Annotated in this window: 26 protein-coding genes and 2 tRNA genes; 23 read left to right on the top strand and 5 right to left on the bottom strand. The window is 30.4% G+C overall.

The features are described from left to right. Positions 1–36 precede the first annotated feature (36 nt). The 11 genes from PKN74_RS02870 to PKN74_RS02820 all read left to right on the top strand — a co-directional run bounded on the left by PKN74_RS02870 (position 37) and on the right by PKN74_RS02820 (position 10,149). On the top strand, positions 37–1,197 hold the full coding sequence (locus PKN74_RS02870; protein WP_472308412.1) for an RtcB family protein: 1,161 nt from the start codon (positions 37–39) through the stop codon (positions 1,195–1,197). Positions 1,198–1,288: 91 nt separating this feature from the next. Next, entirely contained in the window at positions 1,289–2,266 is a 978-nt protein-coding gene (trpS, locus tag PKN74_RS02865) for a tryptophan--tRNA ligase (RefSeq protein WP_472308410.1), read from the top strand. A gap of 156 nt (positions 2,267–2,422) precedes the next feature. Then, positions 2,423–2,944 (top strand): hypothetical protein, encoded by a 522-nt coding sequence (locus PKN74_RS02860; protein WP_472308408.1) that lies wholly within the window; start codon positions 2,423–2,425, stop codon positions 2,942–2,944. 37 nt (positions 2,945–2,981) lie between these two features. Beyond that, a complete protein-coding gene (scpB, locus tag PKN74_RS02855; protein ID WP_472308406.1) occupies positions 2,982–3,518 on the top strand; it encodes an SMC-Scp complex subunit ScpB in 537 nt (178 codons plus the stop codon). Continuing rightward, a complete protein-coding gene (locus PKN74_RS02850) occupies positions 3,478–4,212 on the top strand; it encodes a pseudouridine synthase (RefSeq protein ID WP_472308404.1) in 735 nt (244 codons plus the stop codon). Before scpB ends, PKN74_RS02850 begins: the two co-directional genes overlap by 41 nt. A 277-nt stretch (positions 4,213–4,489) precedes the next feature. Continuing rightward, positions 4,490–5,122 carry a sigma-70 family RNA polymerase sigma factor gene (locus PKN74_RS02845; protein WP_472308402.1) on the top strand — a complete coding sequence of 211 codons (633 nt, stop codon included), beginning with the start codon at positions 4,490–4,492 and terminating at the stop codon, positions 5,120–5,122. Further along, the gene (locus PKN74_RS02840; RefSeq protein ID WP_472308400.1) at positions 5,119–5,730 is read left to right on the top strand and encodes a hypothetical protein; all 612 of its coding nucleotides are present in this window, start codon (positions 5,119–5,121) and stop codon (positions 5,728–5,730) included. Before PKN74_RS02845 ends, PKN74_RS02840 begins: the two co-directional genes overlap by 4 nt. A 98-nt stretch (positions 5,731–5,828) precedes the next feature. Continuing rightward, a complete protein-coding gene (gene leuS / locus PKN74_RS02835) occupies positions 5,829–8,330 on the top strand; it encodes a leucine--tRNA ligase (protein WP_472308398.1) in 2,502 nt (833 codons plus the stop codon). Between the two features lie 121 nt (positions 8,331–8,451). Next, positions 8,452–9,129, top strand: coding sequence for a redox-sensing transcriptional repressor Rex (locus tag PKN74_RS02830; protein ID WP_472308396.1), 678 nt, complete (start codon positions 8,452–8,454; stop codon positions 9,127–9,129). After that, positions 9,126–9,626 (top strand): hypothetical protein, encoded by a 501-nt coding sequence (locus PKN74_RS02825; protein WP_472308394.1) that lies wholly within the window; start codon positions 9,126–9,128, stop codon positions 9,624–9,626. The genes PKN74_RS02830 and PKN74_RS02825 overlap by 4 nt, the downstream gene beginning before the upstream one ends. Beyond that, the gene (locus PKN74_RS02820; protein WP_472308392.1) at positions 9,619–10,149 is read left to right on the top strand and encodes a metal-dependent hydrolase; all 531 of its coding nucleotides are present in this window, start codon (positions 9,619–9,621) and stop codon (positions 10,147–10,149) included. The genes PKN74_RS02825 and PKN74_RS02820 overlap by 8 nt, the downstream gene beginning before the upstream one ends. 3 nt (positions 10,150–10,152) lie before the next feature. Here PKN74_RS02820 and tsaB read toward each other — a convergent pair whose 3' ends face one another. Beyond that, complete coding sequence (gene tsaB, locus PKN74_RS02815) at positions 10,153–10,821, bottom strand: tRNA (adenosine(37)-N6)-threonylcarbamoyltransferase complex dimerization subunit type 1 TsaB (protein ID WP_472308390.1); 669 nt, start codon at positions 10,819–10,821, stop codon at positions 10,153–10,155. Positions 10,822–10,862: 41 nt separating this feature from the next. Next, complete coding sequence (locus tag PKN74_RS02810; protein WP_472308388.1) at positions 10,863–12,251, bottom strand: tetratricopeptide repeat protein; 1,389 nt, start codon at positions 12,249–12,251, stop codon at positions 10,863–10,865. 143 nt (positions 12,252–12,394) lie between these two features. Between PKN74_RS02810 and recJ the strand changes: the two genes are divergently transcribed. From recJ to PKN74_RS02755, 11 genes are all read left to right on the top strand, one after another. Then, on the top strand, positions 12,395–15,508 hold the full coding sequence (recJ, locus tag PKN74_RS02805; RefSeq protein WP_472308386.1) for a single-stranded-DNA-specific exonuclease RecJ: 3,114 nt from the start codon (positions 12,395–12,397) through the stop codon (positions 15,506–15,508). Between the two features lies 1 nt (position 15,509). After that, entirely contained in the window at positions 15,510–15,782 is a 273-nt protein-coding gene (locus tag PKN74_RS02800) for a hypothetical protein (protein ID WP_472308384.1), read from the top strand. Beyond that, entirely contained in the window at positions 15,779–16,468 is a 690-nt protein-coding gene (ruvX, locus tag PKN74_RS02795) for a Holliday junction resolvase RuvX (RefSeq protein WP_472308382.1), read from the top strand. The genes PKN74_RS02800 and ruvX overlap by 4 nt, the downstream gene beginning before the upstream one ends. Continuing rightward, positions 16,459–16,530: transfer RNA gene (locus PKN74_RS02790), tRNA-Arg, on the top strand. Before ruvX ends, PKN74_RS02790 begins: the two co-directional genes overlap by 10 nt. A 57-nt stretch (positions 16,531–16,587) precedes the next feature. Next, complete coding sequence (gene mreB / locus PKN74_RS02785) at positions 16,588–17,595, top strand: rod shape-determining protein MreB (protein WP_472308380.1); 1,008 nt, start codon at positions 16,588–16,590, stop codon at positions 17,593–17,595. Positions 17,596–17,614: 19 nt separating this feature from the next. After that, a complete protein-coding gene (locus PKN74_RS02780) occupies positions 17,615–18,337 on the top strand; it encodes a flagellar hook-basal body protein (RefSeq protein ID WP_472308378.1) in 723 nt (240 codons plus the stop codon). Positions 18,338–18,394: 57 nt separating this feature from the next. Further along, complete coding sequence (flgG, locus tag PKN74_RS02775; protein ID WP_472308376.1) at positions 18,395–19,180, top strand: flagellar basal-body rod protein FlgG; 786 nt, start codon at positions 18,395–18,397, stop codon at positions 19,178–19,180. A 58-nt stretch (positions 19,181–19,238) separates the two neighbouring features. Beyond that, positions 19,239–20,168, top strand: a complete 930-nt coding sequence (gene flgA, locus PKN74_RS02770; protein WP_472308374.1) for a flagellar basal body P-ring formation chaperone FlgA — start codon at positions 19,239–19,241, stop codon at positions 20,166–20,168. Positions 20,169–20,173: 5 nt separating this feature from the next. Continuing rightward, on the top strand, positions 20,174–20,809 hold the full coding sequence (locus PKN74_RS02765; RefSeq protein WP_472308372.1) for a flagellar basal body L-ring protein FlgH: 636 nt from the start codon (positions 20,174–20,176) through the stop codon (positions 20,807–20,809). Between the two features lie 12 nt (positions 20,810–20,821). Continuing rightward, on the top strand, positions 20,822–21,808 hold the full coding sequence (gene flgI / locus PKN74_RS02760) for a flagellar basal body P-ring protein FlgI (RefSeq protein WP_464233769.1): 987 nt from the start codon (positions 20,822–20,824) through the stop codon (positions 21,806–21,808). A 2-nt stretch (positions 21,809–21,810) separates the two neighbouring features. Next, on the top strand, positions 21,811–22,095 hold the full coding sequence (locus tag PKN74_RS02755) for a hypothetical protein (RefSeq protein WP_472308370.1): 285 nt from the start codon (positions 21,811–21,813) through the stop codon (positions 22,093–22,095). On the opposite strand, the gene PKN74_RS02750 is transcribed toward PKN74_RS02755, so the two are convergent. Both PKN74_RS02750 and rsmG read right to left on the bottom strand, forming a co-directional pair. After that, the gene (locus PKN74_RS02750; RefSeq protein ID WP_472308368.1) at positions 22,086–22,856 is read right to left on the bottom strand and encodes a lipoate--protein ligase family protein; all 771 of its coding nucleotides are present in this window, start codon (positions 22,854–22,856) and stop codon (positions 22,086–22,088) included. The genes PKN74_RS02755 and PKN74_RS02750 overlap by 10 nt on opposite strands. Continuing rightward, entirely contained in the window at positions 22,853–23,530 is a 678-nt protein-coding gene (gene rsmG, locus PKN74_RS02745) for a 16S rRNA (guanine(527)-N(7))-methyltransferase RsmG (protein WP_472308366.1), read from the bottom strand. The genes PKN74_RS02750 and rsmG overlap by 4 nt, the downstream gene beginning before the upstream one ends. Before the next feature lie 70 nt (positions 23,531–23,600). Between rsmG and PKN74_RS02740 the strand changes: the two genes are divergently transcribed. Continuing rightward, positions 23,601–23,688 (top strand) — tRNA-Ser (locus PKN74_RS02740). Between the two features lie 59 nt (positions 23,689–23,747). On the opposite strand, the gene lepB is transcribed toward PKN74_RS02740, so the two are convergent. Then, positions 23,748–24,100 (bottom strand): signal peptidase I (lepB, locus tag PKN74_RS02735; protein WP_472308364.1); only part of this gene is annotated, 353 nt, incomplete at its 5' end.

Genomic DNA, 24,100 nt, shown 5'->3' with positions numbered 1-24,100 from the left:
TTTGATGAATGAAATGTAAAGTAAGGAATGAAAAATATGATGGTAATTAAAGGTCAATTTAATGAAGCGGTAGTTTTCACTAAAAGTTTAGAAGAAGAAGCTATACAACAAATCAAAGAACTTTGTAATCAAGAATTTGTAAAAGGTAGCAAAATTAGAATCATGCCTGATGCCCATACTGGAGTAGGATGTGTAATAGGGACTACTATGACTATTAAAGATAAAGTTGTTCCAAATTTAGTAGGCGTGGATATAGGCTGTGGTGTAGATGTTTGTAAAATACAAGAAAAAAATATTAATTTTGAGGCTCTTGATAATGTTATTAGAAGAGAAATTCCTTCAGGATTTAAAGTTCGAAAAGTACCTCACCCTTATGTGGAGATGACCAAAATCTTTAATCTAAAATGCAGAGATTATGTAGATCTAGAAAGAGCTTTGGTAAGCATCGGTACTCTGGGAGGGGGTAATCATTTTATAGAAGTAGCAAAAGACAGTGAAGGTAACTTATACTTGCTCGTTCATTCGGGTAGTAGATATTTAGGCAAAGAAGTTGCAGAATATTACCAAAATTTGGCTTATGCACTGTTAACAGGACAGCCTATTTTCACAAAAAAATCAAAGAAAAAAAAGAATAAGAATAAGGTAGATACTGGAAAAATAAGCATTCCAAAACATTTAGCTTATCTCGAAAATGGTCCGTTTGAAGATTATTTACACGACATGCAAATAGTCCAACATTATGCTCAAATAAATAGACAAGCTATTATAAACATAATAGTACAAAACATGAATTTAACAATTGTTGAGCATTTTTCAACCATTCATAATTATATAGATTTAGAAAACATGATCTTAAGAAAGGGAGCTGTTTCCGCCCAAGAAGGAGAGAAGTTAATAATACCTATCAACATGAGAGACGGGAGTTTAATCTGCATAGGAAAAGGAAATCCTAACTGGAACTATTCCGCCCCTCATGGCGCAGGAAGAATCATGAGCAGAAGGCAAGCAAAAAAAGATCTTGATTTAGAAAAATTCAAAAACAGTATGAAAGGTATTTATTCTACATCTATAGGCTATCAAACACTAGACGAATCTCCTATGGTATATAAACCAATTGAAGAAATAGAAGAGGCTATTAAAGATTCTGTAGAAATTATAAATAGAATAAAACCCGTATATAATTTCAAAGCACCATGAATGAAGTGTGTGTTATAATTTGAATGTACGTTTATAATAATCAGAGTATTTCAATAAATATGACAAATTATTCTAATTATGGAGGCATAAGATGATAATCGTTAGTGGTATGAGAGCTACTGGTAAACTACATATTGGCAATTTAGTCACTCTAAAAGAATGGGTAGATATTCAGGAAAAAACACCTTTTAATTTCTTTTTTGTGGCAGATTGGCACGCATTAACTTCACATTTTGATAGCGTTGAAGTTATTGAAGAATCTACTTTAGATATTCTTAGACATTATCTAGCCGTTGGACTTAATCCCAAAAAAAGTGTGATTTTTGTACAATCTGCTATCAAAGAACACGCAGAACTATATCTGTTATTAAGTATGATAACCTCTGTTTCTCGCTTGGAAAGAATACCTACCTACAAAGACCAAATCAATAATATCTCAGATAAAGACTTAACAAACTTAGGATTTTTAGGCTATCCGTTACTTCAAGCTGCAGATATTTTAATGTATAAAGGGGATGGAGTTCCAGTTGGTGAAGATCAGATTTACCATATAGAATTTACGAGAGAAATTGCTAGAAAATTTAATATGCAATACCGCGAAGTTTTTCCAGAACCACAAGCTATAATCTCTCAAGTTAAGAAACTACCTGGCACAGATGGAAGAAAAATGTCAAAAAGCTATGGAAATATTATAAACATCGAAACAAACGAAAAGGAATTGAATGAAAAAATACTTCCTATGATGACAGATCCAGCTAGGGTTAGAAGAACTGATCCAGGTAACCCTGAAAACTGTCCTGTGTGGGAATATCATAAAGCCTTTACAAAATCCCAAGAAGAAAAAGATTGGGTAATTCATGGCTGTACTACAGCTTCAATAGGTTGTGTTGACTGCAAAAAATTACTTATTAAAAATATGAAAGAAGAATTGGAACCTATTTGGCATAAACTAGCAAATATCTCAACAACAGATTCTAAAAATATTGCTTTAGAAGGTAATGAAAAAGCAAGGACAGTTGCTAAACAAACAATGCAAGAAGTTAAAGATGCGATGCATCTAAGATGGTAAAAAGAGAGGGGAACTAAGGTAAGCTATGAAGAAGTAAACATAGAATTAGACATATTTTCTGGTCCTTTTTCTAAATTAGTTGAATTAGTAAAAGAAAAGAAGATATCTGTCAGAGAGATATCAGTTAGTGCTATTGCTGATTTATTTCTTGATTATGTGGAAAAAAATTTTGAAGATTTAAATTCAGTTGTAGAATTCCTAGAGCTAGCCTCATATTTAACCTTTTTAAAATCTCGAGAAGTTCTACCAAATTCATCCAAAGATCGAGATTTCAAAAGGCAGAGAGATTTCATTTACACTACTATTGAAAACTATGATATTTTAGAACAAGCAAAAAACCTAATTAAAGAGGATTTTGGAGAAAACAAAAGAAAACCTATCAAAGTTAAAAAAACTGCTACTCTAGATAATGAAGATGTAGGATATCAATTAGTTAAATTTTTTGATGATTATATAACAAATCAAAAAAGGTTAGAAATCATAAAAGATGATTATAACGTTGAAGATGCTATCAAAGAATTGCAAGAAAAAGAACGGTTTGATGTATATAATCTTTATGAGTACGCACAATTTAATAAACTAAGATTTGTTGTCTTTTTTTTAGCCGCCCTGGTGCTTGTTCAACATAAAATATTTGATTATAAAGATGGTTTTTTTGAATGTATTAAAATAAATTAAAAAATGATTACGTAAAGAGAGAGTAGGAAGAAATGAAATGAAAGATAGAAGAATTGATGTTGAAATAAGGATGATAGAGGCTCTTATATTTTCTAAACCCGATGGAATTTCACTCCAAGAAATATCTAAGCGACTTAAAATAAAAACTGAAGATGTAAAACAATATCTAAATGAAATAGAATTACATTATATTCAAGACCAACATGGAGTAGAATTAGCAAGAAATGGAAATAAATATAGATTTGAGATCAAACCAGAAATCAAATCCATGATATTTCCTAATCCTAAAAAACTTGAATTAACTGAAACTCAATTTGATGTTTTGACTATTCTTTTTATGAATGGAGAAAGTAGGCTAATAGAAATAGAAAATATAAGAGGAAAGAATAGCTACTATCAGATAAAAAGACTGATGGAGCATGGCTTAGTTAAAAAGGTGAAGAGAAAAAATCAACCTTATTATAAACTAACTGATAAATTTTATGACTTATTGCCAGACAAAACAATAAGGAAACTGGAGGATATGAAAAAAAGTGACTTTGCAAAAAGCCATTCAGACTTTGTTCCTAAGTAGGAGAAAGTCATCTGAGTATATTATAGGAAATGGTGTAAAAGTTAATGGCCAACTTATAAAAGAGCCATGGTATGAGTTAAAAGACACTGATGTTATTGAATTTAACAATAAAATTGTAAAAGTTTCAGATATCCAAAAAATAGAGCAAAACAAGGTTTATTATCTACTAAATAAACCAAAAGGTTATTTATGCACATTTAAAGATGATTTTGGACGAAAAACAATAGAAGATCTTATACGAAATAAGATAAAAGAAAAAGTTTTTTATGTAGGTAGATTAGACTACGATGCCAGTGGCATATTGCTTTTAACTAATGATGGAAATCTGGCTAACTTCTTATTAAGGCCGGAGAATAATATAAACAAAGTATACAACGTTTTAATAAATGGAATTATATCTCAAAAAGAAATAAATAAATTAAAAAATGGGGTAATTTTAGAAAATGGATACAAAACTCTTCCCGCTAAAGTAAAAATACTTAAAAAAAGTGATAATTCCTCTCTAGTTCAAATAACAATAAACGAAGGAAAAAAGAGACAAGTCAAACTTATGATGGGATCCTTAGGATATAAAGTTATCGAATTGTCAAGGGTTAAATTTGGACCGTGGAGCATAGATGAAGTACCAAATTCTGGAGATATAAAAAAACTGAATGAAATAGATTTTACTGAAGTTGGATATAAAAAGATATGAGGACGCAACGCGTCCTCATATGGATGAGCCGAAATATCAATTATGATGTTTCGGGGGGATGGGTAAGTTCATTATACATTATGATTATTAAGGATTAAATTCAATTAAATTAATCTAGGTTGCATTTTTTTCTCTTTTATGTTTATTTCCAAAAAAAGAAGCAAATGTATTTTGAGGGTGAAATTATTCACCCTTTTTCCATTACGAAGTACAATGTAGTATAATAAAAGTAAGTTAAAGTTATCTCTTCACATACTATTTAGAAATAGGGAGTTTTATGGGTAGAAATATTTATAAGCTTAGAGGTTTGCACTTAAACGAACTCATAGAATTGTCACAAGTAGGTGACAAAGAAGCTTTAGGACTTATATTGGAGAAATTTGAGCCTATGGTGAAATCTATTGTTTCAAAATACTATGGAACATGGGTAGAATTCGAAGATTTTTTACAGATAGGTTTTGTCGGCTTAATTCAAGCAGTTTATAATTTTAGAGACGATGCAAATACTAAGTTTTCTAGTTTTGCTTATATGAACATTTCTTCTGAAGTTAAATCTTTCGTAACTTACCTTAATAGGAATAAGCATAAGGTGTTAACTGATGCAATCAGTATCGAAAGAAGTGATGATTATTTCAGCGAGAACGCTGATTATTATATTGAAGACACTGATTCAGAAAAGCAAGATTTCTTAATGGACTATTTTTTTGCAAAAGGTATGGAAGAATTACATGATGATGAAAGAGAAATTGTCGAATTATGGATGAAGGGATATACTTATCAGGAAATAAGTGATATATCTAATGTAAACACAAAGAAAGTTGATAACACTCTTCAGAAAATTAAAAAAATCTTAGAAGAAAAAAAAGATGAATACGATAAAATAAAAGAAATTTTTGGGGGGTTAATATGAAATTCAAGATAACACTCGTCGTAATGGTCCTTGTAGCTATAACAATTGCAATAACGAATGAGATAAGAGTTATTGAACTAAAAAGAAATTTCCAAAGTCAATTTAATAGACTTAATTCTAACTTAACACAAAAATTAAATGATCTTGAAAAGGAAATTGAAACTCTTCAAAGCTATTATGATCCTAACGGAATAGTAGAAAAATTTATTGTCTCAAAAAGTTTTTTAGAAAAAAATATGAATGATTTAGATAAAATCTTAACTAGCTTAGATGAACCTTCTAATTCTGGATATATACAAATATATATAATTGGTCACAACGAAGTATGGGTATCTTTTAAAAATCCTGAAGGAAAATACATCTTCCAAGGAAATTTAAAGCCTGGTTTAAATCCATATAAATTTTATTTTTTCAAGGGTCCGACTGTTGAAACACAATATACTTATCAAGTACCTTACAATTCATCTTTTAAAAGCGGTGTCCCAGATAATACTTACTTTTTGATAAAAGAACCTGGTCAATACAGACTTATAAAACATCCAAATAAAGAAATTAACAACATAATGAAAGATTTAAATCTTTACATTCCTACTGTTACCGGACAATAAATGTGGTATAATTAACAAGGTGCATATTCTTTATATCTACTAAGATATATAACTATCTTAAAATGTTGATTAAACTTAAAATGGAGGAAATAACAAAAATGTCTGTTACAAACAAAGTTTACGATCCTAAAGAAATAGAACAAAAGTGGCAAAAGTTGTGGGAAGAGAATAAGATATTTAAAACACCTAATAAAGATATTAAACCAAAATATTATGACTTAGTTATGTTTCCATATCCATCTGGTTCTCTGCATGTAGGACACGTCAAAAATTACGTTATCGGAGATGTTGTGGCAAGGTATAAACGTACTAAACAATTTAATGTTTTACATCCTTTTGGCTTTGATGCGTTTGGATTACCTGCTGAAAATGCAGCTATAGAAAAAGGAAAGTTGCATCCAGAAGATTGGACATTTGAAAATATCGATATTATAAGAAAACAAATTAAAAAAATAGGAATAAGTTATGATTGGGATAGAGAAATAATAACTTGTAAAGAAGATTATTATAAATGGACACAATGGCTGTTTCTTCAACTATATTATAACGGCTTAGCTTACAAAAAGAAAGCTCCTGTTAATTGGTGCCCCCACTGCAAAACTGTTTTGGCCAATGAACAAGTTGTTAATGGTAGATGTGAAAGGTGTGGAACAGAGGTTACTATTAGAAGGTTAGAACAATGGTATTTTAAAATTACAGATTATGCAGAAAGACTTCTAAACGATTTGGATACACTTACAGGTTGGCCTGAAAACGTAAAAACAATGCAAAAAAATTGGATTGGTAAAAGTGAAGGTGCTGAAGTAGAATTCAAAATACATGGTATAGATAAAACTCTAAAAGTTTTTACTACAAGGCCGGATACTCTATGGGGCGTTACATTTATGGCTTTAGCGCCAGAATCTCCGTTAGTTGAAGAGTTAACTACTCCAGAAAACAGACAAGAAGTCGAAGAATTCATAAAAAAGATTAGTGTTCAAGATAGATTTAAAAGGACTTCTCAAGATGCTCCTAAAGAAGGTGTTTTTACGGGAAGTTATGCTGTTAATCCTGTTAACGGAGAGAAGATACCTATATATGTTGCAAATTACATTTTATACGAATACGGTACAGGTACCATAATGGCGGTACCTGCTCATGACCAAAGAGACTTCGAATTTGCTAAAAAATATAACTTGCCAATTAGAATCGTAATAAAGCCAAAGGATGCAAATGACTCTTTAAATGAAGATGATCTCGAAAATGCTTATACAGGTGACGGAATACTAGTTAACTCCGACGAATTCACTGGTTTAGAAAATCAAGAAGCCATAAAAAGAATTTGTGAATGGTTAGAAAGTAATAAACTAGGGGCTTTCGCTGTTCAATATAAATTGAGGGACTGGCTTATTTCAAGGCAAAGATATTGGGGAGCTCCGATTCCTATCATTTATTGTGACAAGTGTGGCACAGTCCCTGTACCCGAGGAAGACCTCCCTGTAAGGTTGCCAAAGGATGTTGAATTTAAACCTACAGGGACAAGTCCGCTCATTGATCATCCTGATTTCAAATATGTAAAATGTCCAAAATGTGGTGGCAAAGCAAGAAGAGAAGTAGACACAATGGATACTTTTGTTGATAGTTCTTGGTATTACTTAAGATATATTAATCCAAACTTAACAGACAAGCCTTTTGAAAAAAGTGACGTTAATTACTGGTTACCTGTTGATCAATATATAGGTGGAGTAGAACATGCCATTTTGCATCTACTATATTCTAGATTTATAACCAAAGTATTGAAAGACTTAAACTATCTAGACTTTGATGAACCATTCGAGAATCTTTTCACCCAAGGAATGATCTACAGAAATGGCGCAAAAATGTCTAAATCTAAAGGAAACGTTGTTTCTCCAGATGAAATGATAGAAAAATATGGAGCAGATGCTTTAAGAACCTATATACTTTTTATGGCCCCCCCAGAAAAAGATGCTGAATGGAATGACTCAGGAATAGAGGGTACTTATAGGTTTTTAAATAAAGTATGGAACACTTATATGAAAATTATTGAAAAGGTAAATAACATAAAATTTACTAAGAAATATTCTTTAAATAATAAGGTTGAAAAAGACTTAAGGAGAAAGCTACATAGGACTATAGAGAAAATAACAAATGACATAGAAGGTAACTTCCAATTTAACACTGCTGTAAGTTCTTTAATGGAGTTATTGAATGATTTCAATAATTACATAAACTCTGTAAATGAAAAAGAATGGAATATATTTCTATTAAAGGAATTTGCAGATAATTTTGTATTAATGCTTTCTCCGATTGCACCACATATCTGTGAAGAATTATGGAATTTGCTGGGAAAACAAAGCCTTATCTGCGAAGCCTTTTGGCCTGCAGTGGATAAGAAAGCGCTTGAAGTAGAAGAAGTGACTATAGCTGTCCAAATAAATGGAAAATTAAGATCTCAGGTTACAATTAATTTAGATCTATCTGAGGAAGAAATTAAAAAGGTAATTTTAGAAGATGAAAAAATTAAAAAATATATTAAAAACAAAACTATAAGAAATATAATATATGTCCCTGGAAAAATCATCAATATAGTGGTACAATAAGGTTTCATGTAATAATTTGGCCTTAAAAATTTGTAAGATTATTCAACTAAAACATTTAAAAGGAGGTGCAAAAGTTTTTCTGCTTTTTAATAACTTAGTTCAAGCGGAAAAACTAAAAAAAATGAAAGACGTAAAAGTTCCAAAGCCTACTATAAAAAGAATTGCGATGTATAATAGATTTTTAACCCAATTAAAAGAAGAGGGAGTAGAGAAAACATCTTCCAAAGAAATTGCAGAAGCTTTAAACATAAAAGCCTCTCAAGTTAGAAAAGATTTATCTTATTTTGGAGAATTTGGGAAAAGAGGGGTCGGATATAATGTAGAAAAATTATTATCAAAAATACACATAATTCTTGGTACCGAGAGAGTTTGGAACATTGCTATAGTAGGTGTTGGTAACTTAGGAAAAGCCATTTCACATTATCCTGAACTTGAGAAAAATAAATTTAGAATAGTCGCGGCTTTTGATGTTGATAAACGCAAAGTTAATTCAGTCTTATTGCCAGGAGTAGTAATTAAACACATAAATGAGTTAAAAGATGAAATGAAGAAAACTAATTTTGAAATAGCTATATTAACTGTTTCTTCTAACGCTGCTCAAACTGTTACTGATCTGCTTGTAGAAGCAGGGATAAAAGGAATTTTAAATTTTACTCCTGTCACTCTTAATGTAAGCGAAGATGTAGTTGTAGAAAATGTAGATTTTGTAGTCTCGCTCAAAACTTTAACATACGAAATTATTTCAAAAGCTGGTCGTTCTTCCGAAGAAAATACTACGAAGGAGGATACTGTTTTTTGATAAACTTAATTTATCCTATTTCTTTAGAAAACCTAAATAAACTTAAAAATGCTGAAAAAATCTTATATACAGGTAAGGTTATTTTTGTTACCCCTGAAGCTTTAGAAAGATTATCTAGTTACTACACTTTAGAAGGCATTCCGCTGTTTAACTTTTTAGGGGAATTTGTAACATATGGTACATTTAATTGGGCGCACAACGAAATTAAAAATATAAATATTTCCAAAATTTCAAATTATTTTGATTTTTTATTTTCTTCTGGAACTAATACCCTTATTGTCGACAAACTCACTTCTAAGGATTTGCATCAGCTCCAACATTATAATAGGCCCATATTAAAAACAGTTTCTAAAACAATAAAATGTGAACAAGCTAAGGTTCTATTTTATAAAGACCTAAAAAATGGCGGTATCATTGAATGTTGGTTAAAAAATCAACCCCTAGAAGTGTTAAATTTTAAAGATATTGAAAAGGTAGAAAACAAAAATAATGCCTAATTTCAAAACTCATATTTTTTCAGGTATTCTTGTTTTCCCTATCTTTTTCTTCTTATTTAATTGGCTTTATACTCTTTTTTTCAATGAAGTTAATTACATTTCTTATGAAATTGTTATTTCTTATTTTTTATTTGTAATAGGTAGTGACTTCCCGGATGTAGACCATAATTATTCATTTGTTAATAAGTTATTTAGACTCTCTTTGATTTTTGGTGTCGTTTATTATTTGTTTGAATATGACTATTTATATAGAAATTATCTGCCCCTTTCTTATAACTTGTCAAACTTAATAATTTTATCTTTAGGAATATTAATAGGGTTACTTTTAGGATTTTTGTTCAATGCACTTACAAAACACAGAGGAATTTGGCATTCCATATTCATGGCCATTGGTATGTCAGTTGCAATTTATTTAATCAATATAAAATCGCGAAAACCTGTGAAGATTCTATATTGCTTCAGTTTTTTATCAGGTTTTTCTTTACATCTTTTTTTAGATAAATTTCTTGATTCTAGTAAATAGCATTTAAGTATGGTTCTTTTCATAGTTTTCTACGGCAATAGGTTTTTGAAGATACAAAGGTATCACTTCTTCTACTTTCACTTTTTCTCCTCTTAGGGCAACTTCAATTATACTTTCATCGTCAATTTCTGCATTTAGTAATCGATTTTCTAGTTTATATTTTTCTTTGAAGTAGGAAGCTTCTTCATTTATTAAAATACAATCCTTAAGAATTCTATGAAAATGAATATAAAAAACCATTTCTGGCCCGAAAATTCGCTTGAGATTCTTATAAATAGACACATAAGCTGCATTTTCCCTAGCCCTTTTTAACACAGCCAATTTTTCCCCAACTAAATTTTTGTAATTCTTCAATGCCGAAAGATACAAAAAATCTGAGGAATAAAATGTATAAACTTCTTTTTCTGGTTTAATTACTAATAAACCTTGCAAAGTTGATATAGCCACCCTTATACCAGTAAATGATCCTGGTCCAATGTCAACAGCAAACATTTCTATATCGTTTATCTCTAAACTTGAATCTATCAATATCTCTTGAATTGCGCTTGCAAGATAATTTCCAGATTTTTTACCCAATAAAATTTTTTTATATATTTCATCATTTTTGGTCCTTAATAAGACAAACATTTCACTCAACGACGTAGATAAAATTAATAAATTTTCTTCTTTCATATTTAATATCTCCTTTAGATCAAAAATCTATTTTTTAAAAGTTATTTTTTATCGAATATATTTTTATTTTTTAAATTTAAAGCAGATTTATATGCATTTATGGAAGCTGCATAATCTCCTAATACTTCATAGGATCTTGCTAGTACAAGAAAATTCTTATAATTTCCTGGATCTTTAATAACCAACTTTTCAGCTAAATGCACCGCATACTTACCAAACTTTAAATTGCACAAAAAGTTTATTTTATTATATGTTGGAAATAATTCAAAGTATAAAAAAATGAACAAAGTTGCAATTCCAATTCCAATAATAATATATATAAATGCAACATACTTATTTTCACGAACTTGATTTTCTGCTTTTGTTTTCTGCTGAGATAAAGATGAATCTACACTTACCTTAGAGGTTGGGTAACTTTGAATTCTAATAACGTTATTTTGTAATTTTAATATTTCACCGTTTATCTCGTTGTTAAAGGCCAATTGCAAATTTTCAAAGTTTTTCTCAATGGGTACAAGTTCCTGAATACCATCTAATTTGGAATTCAAAGTTCTTAATAATGAATAATACATATTATACAAAAGATTCTTCTCAATCTGTATATCTTTAAGTTCAATACCAACATCATAAACCTGTGAAATAAAAGAAGGTAATTCTTGTTTCTCTATAAAAAAAACACTGTTGTTAAGAGATGTAAGCATCTTTTTTATTGTAAAATACTTATCAAGTTGTGAATAAACTACTAAGGATTGTTTTAAAAAATTATTTTCTTCTAAAAAGGAAAGAAGATTATATATGCCTAAATAATTTTCCTCATTTACTACATATCTTGACTTATTAATAATTTCTTCAAATAGAGCAAAATTATTTTGGGGGACAAATGTTGAAATAAAATTTTTCATGTCTTCGTCGAAAAAAATCGGCAATTTAACAGAATTTTCCACAATACTTTCTATGAATTTTTCGTATGAATTCACGCTTAAAAACTCGCGTAAGCCATCTAATTTATATAGATATTTATAAAATGGTTCGGAAAAAATACCTGTTTCAAGTATTTCTTCAATGACAGTAGGAATTTGAGGAAAAATATAAATAATCATTTCAGTATCTTCTTTGGGTAAACGGAAATTCGCGCTTAATACTCCTAGATTAATACAAAAAGATTTGAGATCTTCAGAAAGAACAGCATCTACAAAGTAAAAATCTTTATATTTATTGTACAAATACCTTTTTGCAGATATCAATTCTCCCACTTCTGAAATTTTGGTGTCTGTGGGATTGTCCTTTATATATTCTACAAAATACTCCCACGATATTTCTAATGTGCCAGGATTTTTTGAAAGATTAATTAGATCATCTATTGAAACTGCTCCTAATACATGAGAAACAAATAAAAATAAAACCAATGTTATCAAAATTCTTTTTCTCACTTTATGAATATCTCCTTTTTCTTTGTTAGCTAGGTTAATTATACTACATTTACATATAACCTAATATACATGTTTTGGTTTAGGAAAGCTAATAAGGTATAATATATATAAAGAAAAAAATAAAGAGAAGGGAGAAATTGAATATGGAGGGAAAATGGAAGGTTTTTTGGGACCAAAAAGATCCTCTTTATAAAGAAAGGGAAAAGATCGCAAAAAACCTATCTTTTTCTTTGGGAATTTCAGACTTTTTAAGTAAACTGTTGGTTTCTCGTAATATAGAGACTCCCGAAGAAGCAGATATATTTTTAAACCATCCTGAAGAATATACCTATGATCCTTTCTTAATGAAAGATATGTCAAAAGCCGTTGAAATATTAAAAACCATCAAACAAAAAAAGGAAAAGATAGCAATATTTGGTGATTACGATGTTGATGGAGTGACCTCTTGTGCGGTTTTGTATCTTGGTATGAAAAAATTAGGTTTTGAAGTAACATCTTATATACCTTCTAGAATAGATGAAGGATACAGTCTAAATGAAAAAGCGATTTTTGAATTAAAATCAAAAGGATACAATAATCTAGTAACGGTTGATTGTGGAACTACCTCATTAAAGGAAATAGATTATGCTAAATCTTTAGGCATGAGAGTAATCGTTACTGATCATCATATTCCTAAGGATGAACTCCCAAATGCCGACGCTATCATAAATCCAAAAAGAAATGATTGTAAATATCCTTTCAGAGATTTAGCGGGAGTAGGTGTAACTTTTAAACTACTTCAAGCGCTTTTTAGTTCTTTTGACGAATCATTAGACCCGTTTGAATATATTGACCTCGTAGCTGTTGGTACTATCGCCGATATAGTATCCATCCTATCTGAAAATAGATATTTTGTAAAAAGAGGAATAGAAAAGTTAAAAACAAATCCTACCAAAGGCCTTGCTTATCTACTAAACGAGTTGAAAATAGTCGACTCAGAAATTAACTCTAGAACGATTGCTTACAAAGTAGCTCCAAAAATAAACGCCGCTGGTAGAATGGCTAATGCATACGCTGCTTTCAAACTGTTAACTTTAGATGAGGAGGAAAAAATCAATAAGGCAGTTTCTGATCTTTTAAAACTTAATTCAAGACGGCAAAGTACTGAAAGAGAAATATATTTATACGCTTTAAGTTTACTTGATTTACATCCAGAATATAAAGACGACGATGTACTAGTTCTTAGTGGAGAAAACTGGCATTTAGGAGTCCTAGGAATAGTTGCTTCTAAATTATCAAGTCAATTTAATAAACCAGTATTAATGATTTCTAAAAGTAAAGATATCTGCAAAGGTTCTGGAAGAAGTCCTCAGGGAATTGATTTAATGGAACTATTACTCAAAGTTAGCGAAGAAAATCTTCTAGAAGAATTCGGTGGACATAAGTTAGCAGCGGGATTCTCCTGTTATTCTAAAAACATAGAAGCTCTAAGAAAAACCGTTAATACTGCTTACAAAGAAATTTATGGAAAAAAAGAAATCCCATATTATTTAGAAATAGATATGGAAATTGATTGCATATTTCCAAACATGTTTGAGGACTTAGAAAAGTTGGAACCTTTTGGTTATATGAACCCAGAACCATTATTTTTAATAAGAAATGCAAAAATTGAAAACTTAAAGTTTTTCAGTAATGGTTCTCAAAACTTTTATGGTATTCTTAAAAATGATAATTCATTGATTGTTGATGTTTTAGGTTATGATTTAGGTATAAATTTGTTAAATCTTAATTGGAACAAAAGAAAAGATTTGTTAGTTGATGCAGTTGGAACTTTTAGAATAGAAAATTCATATAACCTTAAAAACAGTTATGTAAAATTCTATCTTCAAGATATGAACATTAAAGAACATGCCCTCTTTGAAGAATCAAGTGAGAACAAGCTGTTAAACCCCATTTTGAAAGATGAACTTGATAAAATTTCTCAGATAGAAGTATTGAAAGAAAACCTATTAAATAATAAAGTAGTTATGTTTTTACCAAGTAAACTTAAAAATGTGTCTTTGATTAAAAAGATTTTGTTAAGTATAGAAAACAATAAAAAAGTAATGATAATATCGGGAACAAAAAGTTTATTAGAACATTCTTATAAAATAGTTTCTTCTTATTTACCAGAAAATATGCTCTTTGTGAATAAATATTATTCAATGAACGCAAATGTACTACCTAAATTTGAAGTATTTTTTTTGACAGTTCCTGAATACTTAAAGAATTTACACGTCCTGGATTCTATGGACTGCCAAATAATAATAGACGAACCTTTTTATACCTTATTTCATCCGGTTATAAGAAAAGTTAAAGATTTCATTGAATTTAGAAATCATATCCTTACAAAGCAGAATGTGACCATGTTTGGTGCCTTATATGATGAAAATCTGAAAGAGCTTTTAAAAAATTATGGTTTTAAAATTCTCATAGCTTCATCAGCAAATAATAATTTTGAAGTTATAAAAGAAAATAATAATGTTGTAAACATTATAAAAGAATATATTGACAGCCGAAACAGTCGTGTTGTAGTTCTTAATGAATCTTCTAGACAAAAATCTTTAATAAAGTTGATGGACAAAAAATTTAATATAAATGATGGTAATATTAAAATTTTTAATCACTCAATGAGCTATAGGGAAAAAATATTAGCGCGAGAAGAATTTAGAAGAGAATATGCATATTTTTATTTGACCTCTTTTTCTAATAATGGTCTTGCTTTAGAAACAAAGGGTTACCCTCCTACCATAATAGTTCTGGATGTGCCAAAAACAGCTTTAGAATTTTTAGATTTAGTTTCTGGTTGGTCCAATAAAAACCAAAAGATCTCGATAATTTTTGGCTATGACAAAAAATTCAAAGTTAGGATGATGTACGATTATGCAAAAAAATATCCGTCCTTTAAAATTTTGAAAAAAACTTATGATTTCATTAAATCGAACAATTCAGAAATTGATAGTGTTGTTAACACTCTATTTAAGGGAGAAAGTGACTTAGCTTTTGTTGTTTTAGGAGTTCTTCAAGAAGCCAATTTGATAAAAATTCATGATGATGATATTGAAATAACTAGTAGCTTTGATTTAAAAAAACTACGTGAAACATCAAATTTCAAAGAAAACATATTAGATAGTTGGATACTAAAAAATTCTATTAACTTTTATGAAAATTTTGATTCAAGAGAATTTATTGAATTTTTAAAAGGAAATGTCACTAAAATCGGGGCACGAGGTGTATAATTTGAACAAACAACTGTTAACAACTCTTGATCTTAATATGATAGTTATAGTTCAAAACTATGAAATACTTATTGTAAAAGATTTATTAATAAGAAACCGGTTTTTTTGTAAAATTTTTCCGTTCCCTGAAAAGTTTTCAGAAAACTGCGAACCAATTATAGTTGTTTCAGCAAAAGATAAATTAGACGTTGAGCACATATTGGATACCAATAACATAAATTATGAATTGATAAAAATAGAAAAAGATATTGTAGGTGAACTCTTAGCCAAATGAAAATATACTGTATTGACTACGGAACTACCTTTTGTGGAATAGCAGTTACTGACGAAAAACTAAAAATAGCTTTACCAAAGGATACTGTTAGATCTGAAGAATTAACTGAATATTTAGAATCTTTAAATTTAAATAACGGAAGTATACTTGTGTTTGGGTTGCCAATTTCTTTATCTGGAAGATATTCACACCAAACTTTTTTAACAATTGAAACAGCTTTGCGTATAAAAAATAAAACAGGATGTCAAATTTTTTTAGTAGATGAACGCTTAACAACTTCATCTTTGTATAATGAATTAAAAGGAAATGTACCTTTTAAAAAAATAAAAAAAGTTAAAGATCAAAACAGCAGTGTTTTGATTCTTAATACTTTTCTAGAAAATCCTCAAATAGCTGTGGAATTACGCGAAAAACCTATTTATAAAATAGAATGTGACTTATCTATTTATAATAATATTTTGATCGTTGATGTTCCTATAAGTAATATCCTAGAAAAAACCAAAAATGAGAATTTAACTTTATTTACACAAGACCCTTGGATATTCTGGTTTTACTACAAGCAAGGGCTTAAAAGTACTTCTCTAACTTCGGATTTACAAAACGATTATGAATTAATAATCTCACTTAAAGAAAATGAAAAGAAAATTAGGACGTTATTTCCTTTGTCCAAATTAATGTGCCTGTAGCCTAAAGGATAAAGCGTTGGACTCCGGATCCAAAGATGCGGGTTCGATTCCCGCCAGGCACAAAATTATTTATTTTTATTTATCAGATTTTATTAGTAATAAAAGACAGGAGGTAAATTATGGCAAAGTCTGATTTGGGTATAGATTTAGGAACCGCTACTTTTGTTGTTTACCAAAGAGGCAAAGGAATTATTATTGAAGAACCATCAGTAGTTGCGATAGACAAAAACAAAAAAAATATGATAGCTATAGGAAAAGAAGCAAAAGAAATGCTCGGAAAAACACCCGATCAAATACAAATAATAAGGCCTGTACAAGACGGAGTGATTGCCGATCCAAACATAATAGAAGAAGTTTTAAGGTATTTTATAAAAAAAGCTAACTCCCGTAGCTTCAGTTTCTACAAACCAAATTTAATAATAGGTATTCCTGCTTTAACCACAGATGTTGAAAGGAGAGCAGTTAAAGAAGCTGCTTCGAGAATTGGAGCAGCAAAAGTTTTTCTAATCAGTGAGCCGTTAGCAGCAGCGATTGGAAGCGAAATTGACATTGCCGAACCCAATGGACACATGGTTATTGATATTGGAGGAGGTACTACAGATATCGCGGTTTTAAGCCTCGGAGGTTGTGTACTAAGTCAAACAATAAAAGTGGCTGGAGAAGCTATGGATCAAGAGATAGTAAAATATATTAAAAGACGATATAAATTTTTTATTGGTGAAGCTACAGCCGAACGTTTAAAAATAGAAATTGGCAAGGCACATCCGAGTGAAGAAACTTTTGAAACAGAAGTTAAAGGGCAAAACCTAAAAACAGGTTTACCTGCTTCCATAATTATCAATTCTGATGATATCTTGAATGCAATAAGGCCTGTGTTGAATGAAATTGTTAATAAAATCAAAAGCATTTTAGAAAAAACCCCTCCGGAACTATCAGCAGATATAATGAGAAACGGTCTAATCGTAGTAGGAGGAACTGCAAAGTTAAGAGGTTTAGACAAATTAATAAGTGAGCAAACTGGCATAATAACACACATTCCAGAAGATCCTCATCTAACTTGTGCTAAAGGGACAGGAATTTTGCTAGAGAACATAGAATTATTAAACAGGGTACAAGTTAGTTTCTAAAAATGGAGGAAGAAAAGATATGAGAGGTATTTATGCCGCCACAGCTGGAATGTTAAATTCCCTTGCTGAACTTGATTCAATAGCAAATAATTTGGCTAACGTAGATACAGTTGGCTACAAAAAAGATTATAACGTCTTTAAAAGTTACTATGAAAAAGAAATAAGGGCTTACCAAAATGAAGATGCTCGTGGAAGGACAATAGGAAACATTTTTAGCTCTGTTGTTTTAGATGACGTTATTCTAAGTAGAGAACAAGGTCCATTGAATGAAACTGAGAATAACTTTGATTTTGCCATTCATGGACAAGGTTTTTTCAAAGTTCAAAGAAACGATAATTTTCTTTATACCAGAAATGGTGAATTTACAATTGATAATCAAGGGTTTCTTGTGACGAAAAATGGTGATCTTGTGTTAGATGATCAAAACAATCCTATAGTGGTAGATATAGATGATTTTTTTGTGTTTAGTGATGGGAGTATTGCTGGAACCGATGCAAGATTAAATATTGTGAATTTAGAAAATATAACAAAATATGGTGACAATTATTTTATCGGTCTCGAGTTAGCTCTCACTCCACAAGAATATAAAATAAAACAGGGATATTTAGAAGGTTCTAATGTAAATGCTCTAAATGAAATGATAAAAATGATCGAGGCAAATCGGAAATTTGATATTCTTCAACATGCAATAAGTGCCACAGATTCATTGAACGCTAAACTCGTTGAAATTACTTCAATTTAAATATTCTTTAAGACATAAGATTATTTATCTTCCACAAAACAGTCTGGAGGGAAGAACATGTTGGTATCCTTATATAGTGCCGCAACAGGAATGAACGCAGAACAGCGGAAATTAGACATCATCTCTAATAACTTAGCAAATGTTGATACTACAGGTTACAAAAAACAAAGGGCAGAATTTCAGGACCTTCTTTATTCATCTGTTAAGGAATCAGGTACACCCACTGCACAAGGATCTATTTTGCCTACAGGATTATATGTAGGTCATGGTACCAGATTATCTTCAACAACAAGAATTTTTACTTTAGGAAATATCGAACCAACGGATAATTCAACTGATTTAGCTATTATGGGAGACGGTTTTTTCCAAGTTCAAATGCAGGATGGAAGAATCGCTTACACAAGAGATGGTTCTTTTAAGATCGATGCAAATGGAAGACTTACAACTAGTGACGGTCTTATGATAATTCCAAACATAGTAATTCCCGAAAATTCCGTAGGGATCAATATTTCACCTGATGGCATTGTAAGTGTTGTTCTTGGAGATGGAAGCATACAAAACGTGGGAAACATAACCATAATAAGATTTTTAAATCCTTCAGGTTTAAAGCCAGTAGGTAATAATTTATACATAGAAACTCCAGCTTCTGGTAATGCTGTAGAAGGTATTCCTGGACAAGATGGTTTTGGCTCCTTACAACAAGGTTATTTAGAAAAATCCAATGTCGATGTGGTTAAAGAAATGGTAGATATGATTATCGCTCAAAGAGCCTACGATATAAATTCAAAAACGATCACAACTGCAGATGAAATGCTAAGAACCGTTTCTAACATTAAACGATAAACATAAACCAAATTTTTCCACAGAGTGGGCCTGTTTCATAATGGAAGGCGGAATAGTCATGTTAAATCGATTTTTCGTAATTCTTATTTTAGTAATGTTTTTTTTGGTATCTTCCTTTTTATTTTCAAAAATGATTTTCCATGTACCTAAAGAAGTAATTTCAGAAGATAGAACTTTTTCTTTGAAAGATCTATTTCAAGACATCAATTATGATAGAACTATTTCGTATATCACCGGAGATTCTATTATCTACACAAAAGAGAATTTAGCTAAAATTCTGAATGGTTTATTAAACAGTTATTATAATGATTTTGAAATAGTATTTGAGTCAGATCAAATAACTATAATCTATGATGACAAAAAAAATTCAACCCAAAATAATATTGATTTATTTTCTTTCCTAGAAGAAGCGATCAAGGAATATGACTCGGAATTAATAATTAAAAGCATAGACCTAAAAAATGTCCCTAAAACTGTTATTGAAGCTGAAATATCAAGAATCTCTCAATCTGGCGATAAACTATTTATCAGTGTTTATGTAACAGATGAAAACTATAAAAAAAAGTATATTTCTATCACAGCAGAAGTTGCTAAATATGAAAAAGCCTTAATTTACTCAAGAGATGCTAAACGAGGCACTGTTTTAAATGAAACTTTTACGGAAGAAGCTACTGTAAATTCTTTGGCAATAAGGTACATACCCGTTGATATACAGTTACTAAAAGAAGGAAAATATGAATTAACTAAAGACGTAAAAAAAGGAGAAATCGTTAATCTTACTTATTTAAAAAAAATCCCTGACATTAAAGCTGGAGATGTTCTTATTGTTATAGTGGAATGTGAAGGCATAAGAATTACAAGCATTGCAAGAGCTATGACAAATGCGAATTACGGTGAAATTATCAACGCTAGAAATACTGAGACAGGACAAATAATTTCAGGTAGGCTAATAGAAGGACCTGCAGTTTTGGTTAAAATCGGAGGGTGATCGAAATGAAAAATATAAAAGGTAGATACTATATTGTTTTTGTAATAATTTCTTTATTTTTAATAACTACCGTGTTTGGAGATTCACTTTGGAATAAAAAAGATGAGGAAGCAAATTCTTTATTTACGTATAACAATAATTTTAATATAGGTGACATTGTTATCATAGTTGTTTCAGAAAATCCTTCTTTATCCTTATCTGAAAGTATGCCAAATTACAAAGGCTCATCAACCCAAACTATCAACTCTTTTGTAAGCAGCATAGCTGGTATGGACTTGAGTAAATTTTTACCGATCGGTTCTTCTGATCCTTCACAGATATCAGTTCAAAACAATCAAGTTACTTCTTCTTCAAGTGCCAAAGTACAGTTATTTATTTCTTCAATAATTGTTGATAAAAATGAAAATGGATTATTTAAAATAAGAGGGGAAAAAGAAATTAAAATTGGCAAAAATAGAAATACAATTATAGTCGAAGGTCTAATTTCTCCTAAAAATATAGCAAAAGATGGAACTGTATTTTCTGAAAGTATTGCTGATGCTAAAATATGGTACGATGGCGATATTGTTTTTCAACAAGATCCAAACGAGCCATCTTGGTTATCTTCAATTCTTTCAGGAATAGCAAATATATTCTTTTAGAGGTGGGGTGTAATGAAAACAAAATTTTCTTATTTTTTTATTTTATTAATCATTATTCCTGCTTTATCTTTTTCAGCCGTTAGAATAAAAGACATTTCAAATTTTAGAGGAGCAAGAGACAACCAATTGTTTGGTATTGGATTAGTAACCGGTCTGAGTGGAACAGGAGATTCTGGAAGTGTAACTTCGGAAATGATTAGTAATATGTTAGTAAATTTTAATATATATCTTGATTCTCAGGTAAAGACCAAAAACAGTGCCATTGTTATGATATTCGCAGATATTCCTCCATTTTACAAAGAAGGAATGCGGCTAGACGTTACAGTGGCAGCTATTGGAGACTCACAATCACTTGAGAATGGGTATTTAGTTCAAACTCCACTATATGGAGCGGACAATAGAGTTTATGCTGTTGCTCAAGGAAATGTTTTGACAGGAGGAGCTAACGTTAGAACTACTTCTAATTTACAGAATAGATATAAGGTCGTAGGATATATATCTGAAGGAGCCATTATTGAAAGAGAAATACCCGCAAGTATCGTTAAAGATAATACTGTGACAATCCACTTAAAACAACCAGATGTCACAACTGCTTCAAGGGTATCTAGCGCAATTAACTCAACTTTTTCTTTTAAAATTGCCCAAGCAACCGATCCTTCTTCTATTAGAATAGAAGTTCCAGAATTCTTTGAAGATGACATTATATCGTTTCTAGCTTTAATAGAAGAAATTGAAGTTGTTCCTGATGCAAAAGCAAAAATAGTAATTAATGAAAAAACTGGTACAATAGTTTTAGGTGGAAATGTTGAAATGGATGATTTTACAGTAAGTTATGGTAATTTTAATATCAGTATAGAAAACCAAAAAATTAATGGAAAACCTGCGACTGTTTCTACACTTATAACAGCCTTGAAATCTGCAGGCGCTACACCTCAAGATATAATAGCAATCATACAAAATGCAAGTTCTTACATTTATGCGGAACTAGTGGTGATGTAGATATGAATACAGAGATTATAACCTCAGCATTAACATTATCAAGATCAAACTATGAAAATTCTGATGTCAAAGAAGTCACAGAAATCTTTGTAGCTAATATCTTTTCAAAAATTTTAAATGATGCTCAAAACAATAAACTATTTGAGGATAATAAATTAATTCCGGAATCCAATGCTGAAAAATGGCTTAAGGAATTAATAAATATGGAATACGCAAATTTAATAGTCAAACAATCTATGCAACCTTTAGTCCAAGAAATAATAAAATCTTTCCCTCCTCAAAGATAAACAATAAATTCATTTTTTATATTTTCAGCTCTTTGTATTTCTTTTTGTATTAAATTCCCCTCGATAACTTCTTCTTCAAAGATCGATCCGAATCCTTTTTTAAAAGCATTCGTGAGATCTTTCTTGCTAAAGTTTTTATTGTTAAGTGATTTAATATCAATTGTATGTCCTTGTAAATAACGTTTTATTTCCTGCTTATTTGAATATTTAAAACAACTGACGTAAGCGTCATAATCGATTTCAATAGGAATTGAACCATGTTGTAAAATAAATGAATTTGTTCTATATTGAGCACTACCAACAAATTTTTTACCATCTATTTTAATTTCATAAATAGAGGGTGCATCATAACATATATCTTTTGTTACTCCGCTTTTTTTCGAACTTTCTAACTCCGCATTCATTCCTAATAATTTAAAAGACTCTACTAGAGCTTTAGATATTTTTAAATAGCTGTCTAAAAGATTGATAGGTAATTTATCATAGTTTAGATAAGTTGAAAATGAATAAGTAAACTCACTTTTGTGTAAAACCCCCCTTCCTCCAGTAGGTCTTTTAACAATTGAGATACCTTCCTTGTTTATATAATTTAAGTCTAAATTATGAGTTTTTTGATGTTTACCAAGGGAGAGAGTAGGCCTTAACCATTCATATATTCTTATTGTTGTTACTTTTTCTAAAGCTGCACTCTCAGCTAAAGATAAATCCAATGCCATATTCATTGTACCTTCGCGTTTCCCATCAACTATCAATCTGATCATACTTCTTCACCTATTGGATACTTGGCAGGGATTCCTTTCTCTCTTGGATACTTTTTGGATGTCTTTTCAAGCTTTCTAAAAACCACTAAGTAGCGTTTCTTTTGTCCTTTTTCTATTTCATACTCTATGGTGTAATCTTTTTGAACTTTGAGTAATTCCTGAGCTTTTTCTACATACTTCCATTCATCACGAAAAAAATTGGGTCCTTTAAATAGTGATATTAAACCTTGAACTTTTACAGGAGAAGTTAAATACTCCAAAGCAATATCACCACGCGCTAAAGCTTTGCAAGTTGCATAATCAAAACATTCTCTGTAACTTCTGGCAAAATCTTCTGCTCTTTCATTAAAAACTTTAACGTTTTTTAAATTTAAATCTTCTATAAAAGCCTCTATGGCCACAACCTTTTTTTTAACACTTTCTACAAGATAAAAGCGTTTTTCAGGAAAACATATTGCCCAAACCAATCCTGGTATTCCTCCACCAGTTCCTATGTCAAGAATAATTTTTGAAGATAAAAAACCTTCATCATTAAATATCGGTATTAAAGAGTCAAGTATAAGATTTTCATAGGCATCATTTTCATCCTTATATGATGTCAAATTTACAGGATAATTTACCAGTAAATTAACGTATTTTTCAAGCTTTTTCTGAATTTCCTTGGAAAGTTCCATTGACAATATACTCCTTTTATGGTAAAATTGGTTATAGTAGAGGTTCAGACGATAAAATTGTATTATATTTGGAGACGTAGCCTAATTGGCTAAGGCGTCGGTCTTGAAAACCGATGGGGTTACACCCCGTGTGGGTTCGAGTCCCACCGTCTCCGCCACACATTTAAAATTTAAAAAACCGCCTTTTTGGCGGTATTTTTATTTGAAGATAGCATTTTTAAAAGATTTTTCCAAACCTATTAAATGGATAGATACGCAAAAAAGTAGTTCCTATGATATTTTTAGTTGGAACGAAACCGAAAAATCTGCTATCTTGACTTTCGAGCGTGTTGTCACCCATGAAAAAGTAGTACCCCTCTGGTATTTTAACGTTTACCAATCCTTCAGAATCCACAAAAATTAGCTCTCTCAAATTAAGTTTTGATAGTTCGTTTTCATAAAATTCTGTGAATAAGAGTGTATCTCTCATCTCTTGATAAAAAAGTAGTGTTGGCCTTCCGGCAATGAGCCTACCCGTAAAATTGTCTTTATACATAAACAAAATATCAGAGCTCTCGATCTCATATCTAT

The sequence above is a fragment of the Defluviitoga sp. genome (genome assembly GCF_035349255.1).
Lineage (GTDB): Bacteria > Thermotogota > Thermotogae > Petrotogales > Petrotogaceae > Defluviitoga.
This window is presented reverse-complemented; position numbering and strand designations above follow the sequence as displayed.

Coding starts and splice junctions, on each gene's coding strand:
- PKN74_RS02840 (WP_472308400.1), top strand. CDS start 5,119: ATGAAATTCAAGATAACACTCGTCGTAATGGTCCTTGTAGCTATAACA.
- mreB (WP_472308380.1), top strand. CDS start 16,588: ATGGCAAAGTCTGATTTGGGTATAGATTTAGGAACCGCTACTTTTGTT.
- trpS (WP_472308410.1), top strand. CDS start 1,289: ATGATAATCGTTAGTGGTATGAGAGCTACTGGTAAACTACATATTGGC.
- PKN74_RS02765 (WP_472308372.1), top strand. CDS start 20,174: ATGAAAAATATAAAAGGTAGATACTATATTGTTTTTGTAATAATTTCT.
- PKN74_RS02830 (WP_472308396.1), top strand. CDS start 8,452: ATGAAAGACGTAAAAGTTCCAAAGCCTACTATAAAAAGAATTGCGATG.
- leuS (WP_472308398.1), top strand. CDS start 5,829: ATGTCTGTTACAAACAAAGTTTACGATCCTAAAGAAATAGAACAAAAG.
- PKN74_RS02820 (WP_472308392.1), top strand. CDS start 9,619: ATGCCTAATTTCAAAACTCATATTTTTTCAGGTATTCTTGTTTTCCCT.
- PKN74_RS02870 (WP_472308412.1), top strand. CDS start 37: ATGATGGTAATTAAAGGTCAATTTAATGAAGCGGTAGTTTTCACTAAA.
- flgI (WP_464233769.1), top strand. CDS start 20,822: ATGAAAACAAAATTTTCTTATTTTTTTATTTTATTAATCATTATTCCT.
- scpB (WP_472308406.1), top strand. CDS start 2,982: ATGAAAGATAGAAGAATTGATGTTGAAATAAGGATGATAGAGGCTCTT.
- flgA (WP_472308374.1), top strand. CDS start 19,239: ATGTTAAATCGATTTTTCGTAATTCTTATTTTAGTAATGTTTTTTTTG.
- ruvX (WP_472308382.1), top strand. CDS start 15,779: ATGAAAATATACTGTATTGACTACGGAACTACCTTTTGTGGAATAGCA.
- rsmG (WP_472308366.1), bottom strand. CDS start 23,530: ATGGAACTTTCCAAGGAAATTCAGAAAAAGCTTGAAAAATACGTTAAT.
- PKN74_RS02780 (WP_472308378.1), top strand. CDS start 17,615: ATGAGAGGTATTTATGCCGCCACAGCTGGAATGTTAAATTCCCTTGCT.
- PKN74_RS02755 (WP_472308370.1), top strand. CDS start 21,811: ATGAATACAGAGATTATAACCTCAGCATTAACATTATCAAGATCAAAC.
- recJ (WP_472308386.1), top strand. CDS start 12,395: ATGGAGGGAAAATGGAAGGTTTTTTGGGACCAAAAAGATCCTCTTTAT.
- flgG (WP_472308376.1), top strand. CDS start 18,395: ATGTTGGTATCCTTATATAGTGCCGCAACAGGAATGAACGCAGAACAG.
- PKN74_RS02750 (WP_472308368.1), bottom strand. CDS start 22,856: ATGATCAGATTGATAGTTGATGGGAAACGCGAAGGTACAATGAATATG.
- tsaB (WP_472308390.1), bottom strand. CDS start 10,821: ATGAAAGAAGAAAATTTATTAATTTTATCTACGTCGTTGAGTGAAATG.
- PKN74_RS02845 (WP_472308402.1), top strand. CDS start 4,490: ATGGGTAGAAATATTTATAAGCTTAGAGGTTTGCACTTAAACGAACTC.